Consider the following 5,548-nt stretch of genomic DNA (forward strand, 5'->3'; position numbering starts at 1 on the left):
CCCCTCCCCACCGCCGACTCCCTGCGTGCCGCCCTCGGGGGGATGCTGGACGGGGTTCCCGCGCGGCAGGCCGCTCAGGCCGTCGAGCGGCTGATCGCGCACTACCGGGGGGCCACCCCCACCGACGCCCCCATCCTGCGCGACCGCGCCGACGTGGCCGCGTATGCCGCGTACCGCATGCCCGCCACGTTCGAGGCGGTGCACGCGGCGCTGCGTGCCTTCGCCGATGCCGTGACCGGGTGGGTGCCCGGGAGCCATGTCGACGTGGGCGGCGGCACCGGCGCGGCGGCGTGGGCGGTGAGCGCGACCTGGGACGGGGAGCGTCCGGTGACCGTGCTGGACTGGGCCGCGCCCGCGCTGGACCTCGGCCGTGAGCTGGCCGCCGGTCACCCCGCCCTGCGCGCCGCCCGCTGGGAGCGCGCCCGGATCGGGGCCTCGCTCACCCTGGAGCCCGCCGACCTCGTCACCGTCTCCTACGTGCTCAACGAACTCACCGCCGCCGACCGCGCCGCCCTCGTCGACGCCGCCGCCGGGGCCGCGCAGGCCGTGGTGATCGTGGAGCCCGGCACCCCCGACGGTTACGCCCGCATGATCGAGGCCCGCGACCGGCTGATCGCCGCCGGCTTCCACCTGGCCGCCCCCTGCCCGCACAGCGCGGCCTGCCCCATCGTGCCCGGCACCGACTGGTGCCACTTCTCGGCGCGGGTCAGCCGCTCCTCGCTGCACCGCCAGATCAAGGGCGGCACGCTCGCCTACGAGGACGAGAAGTTCGCTTACGTCGCCGCGACCCGCCGGCCGGTCACCCCGGCCCCCGCCCGCGTCGTCCGCAAGCCCCAGATCCGTAAGGGCCAGGTCCTCCTCGACCTCTGCGAGACGGACCCGGCCCTGGACCGCGCCACGGTCACCAAGCGCCATGGCGCCCTCTACCGCGCCGCCCGCGACACGGACTGGGGCGACCCGTGGCCGCCGCCGTCCGTGAGCGACTGACCGACCGGTCTCAGTCGGATTCCTTGTGCGCGTCGCCCTCCCGGCGGGCCTCGCGCCGTTCTTGGAGCGTGCGCAGCAGCGCGCGTTTCTGGGCCTGGGGGTCCGTGCCGCCGCCGATGCGGTCGGCGGGGCCCCCGCCGCGCAGGGCCTTGCGGCCCAGGTGCTGCCGGGTGCCGCCGACGCCCAGCATGTTTCCTCCGCCTCGGGTCATGAGGGGCTCCCTTCCACCATCAACGGTACGAGACGGTTCGTCTCGCGTGCTCCACCAGCATCCGGCGAGACGCCGCGTCTTGTCAACCTGATAAGTTGGGGCCATGGCCCAGAACCAGTCGTCGTCGTCCGCCCCCGACACCTCGCGCCGCAGCGAGCGGTCCCGTCGCGCCATCTACGACGCCGCCCTCGCCCTCGTCGCCGAGGTGGGGTATCCGAAGACCACCATCGAGGGGATCGCCTCCCGCGCCGGCGTCGGCAAGCAGACGATCTACCGCTGGTGGTCGTCGAAGGCGGACGTGCTGCTCGACGCGTTCCTGGACCTGAGCACCCAGGCCGCCGAGGCCGCCGGACAGGTGCCGTACAGCATCCCGGACAGCGGGGACCTCGCCGCCGACCTCAAGTACGTCCTGCGCGCCACGGTCGACGAGCTGCACGACCCCGCCTTCGAGGCGCCTTCCCGCGCCCTGGCCGCCGAGGGCCTCGTCAACGAGGAGCTCGGCCGCCGCTTCGTCGCCCAGCTCCTCGAACCCCAGCTCCAGCTCTACGTCGACCGTCTGCGCGCCGCGCAGGAGGCCGGGGAGGTCCGCCCGGAGGTCGACCCGCGCATCGCCCTGGAGCTGTTCGTCTCCCCGCTCGCCCAGCGCTGGCTCCAGCACACCGGCCCGATCACCTACGAGTACACCGACACCCTCGTCGACTACGCCCTCCACGGCCTCGCCCCCCGCTGAAGCGGAACCCGCCGGCCCGTAACCCGCTCAGCGCCCCGTCACCGAGCTGACCGGCCCCGGCACCCGCGCCCGGTACCGCGCCAGCCGCCCCGGCGCGTCCGTGAGGACGCCGTCGCAGCCGAGCGCCAGGGCGCGGTCGCGCTGGGCCGGGGTGAGGACGGTGTGCGCCCACACCCGCCCGATCCCCGACCGCACCGCCCGCCCGATGTCCGCGTCCCGGGCGCGGATGTCGACGTCCAGCAGGTCGACGAAGGAGCGCCACCGCTCCGGCCGGTCGGCGCGCATCTGGTCGGCCGAGCGCCACAGCTGGGTCAGCAGGCCCAGCCGGTGCACCCGCAGCGCCACCCGGGGGTCGTTGGTGTTGACGAACACCGACCGGGTCAGCCCCCGCGCCCGCAGCATCTCCGCCACCCGGTCCAGCCCGGCCGGGTCCTTCAGCTCCAGCATCAGCAGGATCCGCCCGCCCAGCCGGTCCAGCACCTCCGCCACCGTCGGCGGCCGCTCCGAGCGCCAGCTCCCCGGCAGCCGGTCGCGCGGGCGCAGCCGCACCCCCTTCCACTCCTCCGCGTCCAGCTTCCGCACCTGACCGCCCAGGAAGGTCGTACGGTTCAGGGTCGCGTCGTGGAAGACCACCGGCGTGCCGTCCCGCAGCACCCGCGTGTCGAAGTCCAGCACCTGCGCCGTACCGCGCCGGTATGCCGCCATCAGCCCCGACATGCTGTTCTCCGGCACCTCGCGCGCCCCGCCGCGGTGCGCGACGTACGTCACCCGGGGCAGCGAGTCCACCGTGAGCGGCCCGTCGCCCCATTCCAGCGGGGGAGAGCCGCCGTGCCCGGTGAGCGTCAGCGCGGCCAGGGACACCACGGACACCAGGGCGGCCGGCGCCGACGACGCGATCCACGTGACCATGGAGCCCACGGTAGGCGGGCCCGTCAGGGCGGGCCGTGCAATGACACCCGGTTCCGCCGCGCCCCCACGGATGTCCCCTTCGCCCCACCGGTCAGCTTGCGCCCTGTCGTGTCACCCTCGCCCCACCTGCGGTGATTACTCGCTCCGGGCCCCCGATGCGCACGATCGTGGGACCATAGGGCATGCTGGGGCGCACGACGGCGAGGCGAGGGGATCGATGAGCGCGGAGTTCGACGGCCCGAGCGGCCGGCAGGGCAAACTCTCCCAGTGGCTGCGAGGACGCCGCCCGAAGCAGGCTGCCGGCGACGGCGGCCGTGAGGCCCTGCTGCTCGCCGCCGTCGAGGCGGGACTGCCTCTGGCGCCCGCCGCGCACCCCGCCGGCTATCGCTGTTCCTGTGACCGCGTGGGCTGTCCCACCCCCGCCCGGCACCCGGTGTCCTTCGCCTGGCAGACCCAGTCGACCACCGACCGCGGCCAGATCGAGCGCTGGGCCCGCCACCAGCCGCAGGCCAACTTCATCACCGCGACCGGCATGGTCCACGACGTCCTCGACGTCCCCTTCGACGCGGGCCGCGAGGCCCTGGGCCGGCTCCTCGAGGCCGGGGTCGAGGTCGGCCCGGTCGCCGAGAGCGACGACGGCCGCATGCTGTTCTTCACCCTCACCCGCGGCACCCCCGAGGACGAGGACGAGTGGTGGCCCTGCGAGCTGGACTGCCACCCGGAGACCATGGACGAGCATCCCGGACTGCGCTGGCACTGCCGGGGCTCCTACGTCCTCGTCCCCCCGGCCCGCCTCCCCGGCGACGACGACCCGTCGGTCCGCTGGGTACGCGGCCCCGAGCATCCGCTGCCCGACCCGCTGAGCCTGCTGGAGTACCTCACGGACGCCTGCGCCCGGTACGCGGACGGCCGTCCCGACCCCACCGGGGCCGCCTGGCCCCTGCACCACTGACCGCCGCGCTCACCGCTCCCGGTACCGCTCCCGCTCCCGCGCCGCGGTTCCGCCCCCGCTACTCGCCCTTCGCGGACGTCAGCCCCTGGATCCGCCCCAGCACCTGCACCGGACCGTCCGCCGGGTCCAGCGCCACCTCGTTGGAGACGAACTCCATCGTCAGCGACCGGCGTATCTCCCCGCTGGTCAGCGCCAGCACGTCCTCGTTCGGCGTCGGCACCGTCGCCCCGGCCGCCGCCGTCTGCTTCTCGAAGTGCCGGGTCGTGAAGAACACCAGCGCCCCGCCGTCCGCCGTGCGCAGCGCCAGCGGCGCGTAGTCGCCGTTCACCATCGGCTCGTCGATGTACTGCGTGGCCAGACCCGGCCGCACCGACTTCTGCTTCCGCGAGTCCCGCCACGCGCTGGTGTGCGGACCGTCCGCGAAACCGTCCCCGCCGTCCTTCAGGTACGTGGTGTACTTCCGGCTCAACTCGCCCGGCGGGACGGCGACATCGGCGGAGTTCGCGGGGACGGCCTCCGCCCAGCCGTCCTTGTCCGTCTTGAACTCGGGTATGTCGTCCGGGGCGACCAGCGTCAGGTACGCCACCTCGAACGGGTCGTCCAGCGCGTCGCGGGTGAACACCAGCAGCCAGCGGACGTCACCGCCCTTGTTGGCGGCCGCGTCGGCGAGGAACCAGCGCGGCCAGCCGGCCTTGGCGGGGATGGTGAACTTCGCGTCGGTCAGCTCCAGGGGCGCGTGACCCGGGTTGCCGTCCGGGTGGTTGACCTTGCCCGCCTTGAGCCGCGCCGCGTCGATGTCGGCGAGCGCGCCGGTGGTGCGGTCGGCGTCCAGGGAGGAGTCGTACGCCTTGTCGGCCTTGTTGTACGCGGCCGTGAACTCCTCGAGCGCCTTCGCCGCTTCGGCGCGTGTGGTCGCCGGGAGCACCTCGCGTTCGCCGTGCACCACCACGCAGCCGCTCGCCGTAAGCGACAGCGCGGTCGCGGAGGCCGCGATCAGCGCGGTACGGCGAGGCCCGCGGGGCCCGCGGAGTCCGTGGAGCCTACGAAGACCGAGATCCCTGCTCATCCGGTTGCTTCACCTTCCCCTTCCCGGAGGCGAACCCTACCGGGACGCCCGCACCGGCGGACGCGGGGACCGTGCTCAGCGGCCACACCGTGACCTGACCCTCACCGCTGCCTGACGGGAAGCACCAGCGGCGTCCCGCCGCGCGGGTGGGGCAGCACCTCGACCGGCTGGTCGTAGACCCTCGTCAGAAGGGATTCCGTGAAGACGTCCTCGGGCGGCCCGTCCGCCTCGACGCGGCCCGACCTGAGGACGGCGAGCCGGTGGGCGTAGGCGGCGGCGAGACCGTCACGGGGACCGCCCATGAGGGGCGCCTCCCCGGGGGAGGCGCCCCTGCGTGTGTCCGGCCGGGCGGTCAGCTCGCGAAGGCCGGCAGGGCGAACCGTTCGACGAGCGGGAAGGCGTCGTCGCGGGCGCTCTTGGCGTTGACCGAGTAGACGACCGTGCGGGACAGGTCCCGGGTGGCGCCCAGCACCGTGTGGTAGCCGGGCCGGGAGCCGGTCTTGCCCCAGACCTCCCGGCCGTCGACCACGAACCGCTGGAGCGCCATCCCGTAGGTGGCGCCGTCGACGTTCGGCACGGTGAGCATCTGGTCCAGCAGCGGCCGGGGACATGATCTCCACCACCGCCGACCTGGAACGGCTGGTGTTCGGCCTGTTCGGCGGCGAGGTGGTGCCCCGGCCGCTGCTGGACCAG

8 protein-coding genes and 1 pseudogene are annotated in these 5,548 nt (G+C 74.3%); 3 read left to right on the forward strand and 6 right to left on the reverse strand.

Annotated elements, in window-relative coordinates:
- The first annotated feature begins 21 nt into the window (after nucleotides 1–21).
- Entirely contained in the window at nucleotides 22–987 is a 966-nt protein-coding gene (locus CCN29_RS32475) for a small ribosomal subunit Rsm22 family protein (protein WP_442538620.1), read from the forward strand.
- A gap of 10 nt (nucleotides 988–997) precedes the next feature.
- On the opposite strand, the gene CCN29_RS32480 is transcribed toward CCN29_RS32475, so the two are convergent.
- Nucleotides 998–1,198 (reverse strand): DUF6243 family protein, encoded by a 201-nt coding sequence (locus CCN29_RS32480; RefSeq protein WP_442538618.1) that lies wholly within the window; start codon nucleotides 1,196–1,198, stop codon nucleotides 998–1,000.
- A 103-nt stretch (nucleotides 1,199–1,301) separates the two neighbouring features.
- Between CCN29_RS32480 and CCN29_RS32485 the strand changes: the two genes are divergently transcribed.
- Nucleotides 1,302–1,928 carry a TetR/AcrR family transcriptional regulator gene (locus CCN29_RS32485; protein WP_006130060.1) on the forward strand — a complete coding sequence of 209 codons (627 nt, stop codon included), beginning with the start codon at nucleotides 1,302–1,304 and terminating at the stop codon, nucleotides 1,926–1,928.
- Between the two features lie 27 nt (nucleotides 1,929–1,955).
- Here the strand turns inward: CCN29_RS32485 and CCN29_RS32490 are convergent, their stop codons facing one another.
- Nucleotides 1,956–2,837, reverse strand: coding sequence for a glycerophosphodiester phosphodiesterase (locus CCN29_RS32490; RefSeq protein WP_006130061.1), 882 nt, complete (start codon nucleotides 2,835–2,837; stop codon nucleotides 1,956–1,958).
- Nucleotides 2,838–3,054: 217 nt separating this feature from the next.
- On the opposite strand from CCN29_RS32490, the gene CCN29_RS32495 reads away from it, so the two are divergent.
- Complete coding sequence (locus CCN29_RS32495; protein ID WP_006130062.1) at nucleotides 3,055–3,789, forward strand: bifunctional DNA primase/polymerase; 735 nt, start codon at nucleotides 3,055–3,057, stop codon at nucleotides 3,787–3,789.
- Nucleotides 3,790–3,847: 58 nt separating this feature from the next.
- Here CCN29_RS32495 and CCN29_RS32500 read toward each other — a convergent pair whose 3' ends face one another.
- The 4 genes and pseudogenes from CCN29_RS32500 to CCN29_RS32510 all read right to left on the reverse strand — a co-directional run bounded on the left by CCN29_RS32500 (nucleotide 3,848) and on the right by CCN29_RS32510 (nucleotide 5,441).
- The gene (locus tag CCN29_RS32500; protein ID WP_078592184.1) at nucleotides 3,848–4,855 is read right to left on the reverse strand and encodes an SCO2278 family lipoprotein; all 1,008 of its coding nucleotides are present in this window, start codon (nucleotides 4,853–4,855) and stop codon (nucleotides 3,848–3,850) included.
- Nucleotides 4,830–4,952 (reverse strand): annotated as a pseudogene (locus CCN29_RS35155) (iron transporter); the annotation flags it as partial. The pseudogene CCN29_RS35155 and the gene CCN29_RS32500, both read right to left, overlap by 26 nt.
- A 4-nt stretch (nucleotides 4,953–4,956) precedes the next feature.
- Nucleotides 4,957–5,157: an ATP-binding cassette domain-containing protein gene (locus CCN29_RS32505; protein ID WP_086686105.1), complete on the reverse strand. Its 201-nt coding sequence runs from the start codon at nucleotides 5,155–5,157 to the stop codon at nucleotides 4,957–4,959.
- Nucleotides 5,158–5,207: 50 nt separating this feature from the next.
- Nucleotides 5,208–5,441, reverse strand: coding sequence for a serine hydrolase domain-containing protein (locus CCN29_RS32510; protein ID WP_442538619.1), 234 nt, complete (start codon nucleotides 5,439–5,441; stop codon nucleotides 5,208–5,210).
- Nucleotides 5,442–5,548 lie beyond the last annotated feature (107 nt).

Origin of the sequence: Streptomyces pseudogriseolus (assembly GCA_002154585.1) — a bacterium.
In the GTDB taxonomy this organism is placed as follows: domain Bacteria; phylum Actinomycetota; class Actinomycetes; order Streptomycetales; family Streptomycetaceae; genus Streptomyces; species Streptomyces pseudogriseolus.

Excerpts from the sequence above, each read along its gene's own strand:
- CCN29_RS32480 (WP_442538618.1), bottom strand. The coding sequence starts at position 1,198 with ATGACCCGAGGCGGAGGAAACATGCTGGGCGTCGGCGGCACCCGGCAG.
- CCN29_RS32485 (WP_006130060.1), top strand. The coding sequence starts at position 1,302 with ATGGCCCAGAACCAGTCGTCGTCGTCCGCCCCCGACACCTCGCGCCGC.
- CCN29_RS32490 (WP_006130061.1), bottom strand. The coding sequence starts at position 2,837 with ATGGTCACGTGGATCGCGTCGTCGGCGCCGGCCGCCCTGGTGTCCGTG.
- CCN29_RS32495 (WP_006130062.1), top strand. The coding sequence starts at position 3,055 with ATGAGCGCGGAGTTCGACGGCCCGAGCGGCCGGCAGGGCAAACTCTCC.
- CCN29_RS32500 (WP_078592184.1), bottom strand. The coding sequence starts at position 4,855 with ATGAGCAGGGATCTCGGTCTTCGTAGGCTCCACGGACTCCGCGGGCCC.
- CCN29_RS32505 (WP_086686105.1), bottom strand. The coding sequence starts at position 5,157 with ATGGGCGGTCCCCGTGACGGTCTCGCCGCCGCCTACGCCCACCGGCTC.
- CCN29_RS32510 (WP_442538619.1), bottom strand. The coding sequence starts at position 5,441 with ATGCTCACCGTGCCGAACGTCGACGGCGCCACCTACGGGATGGCGCTC.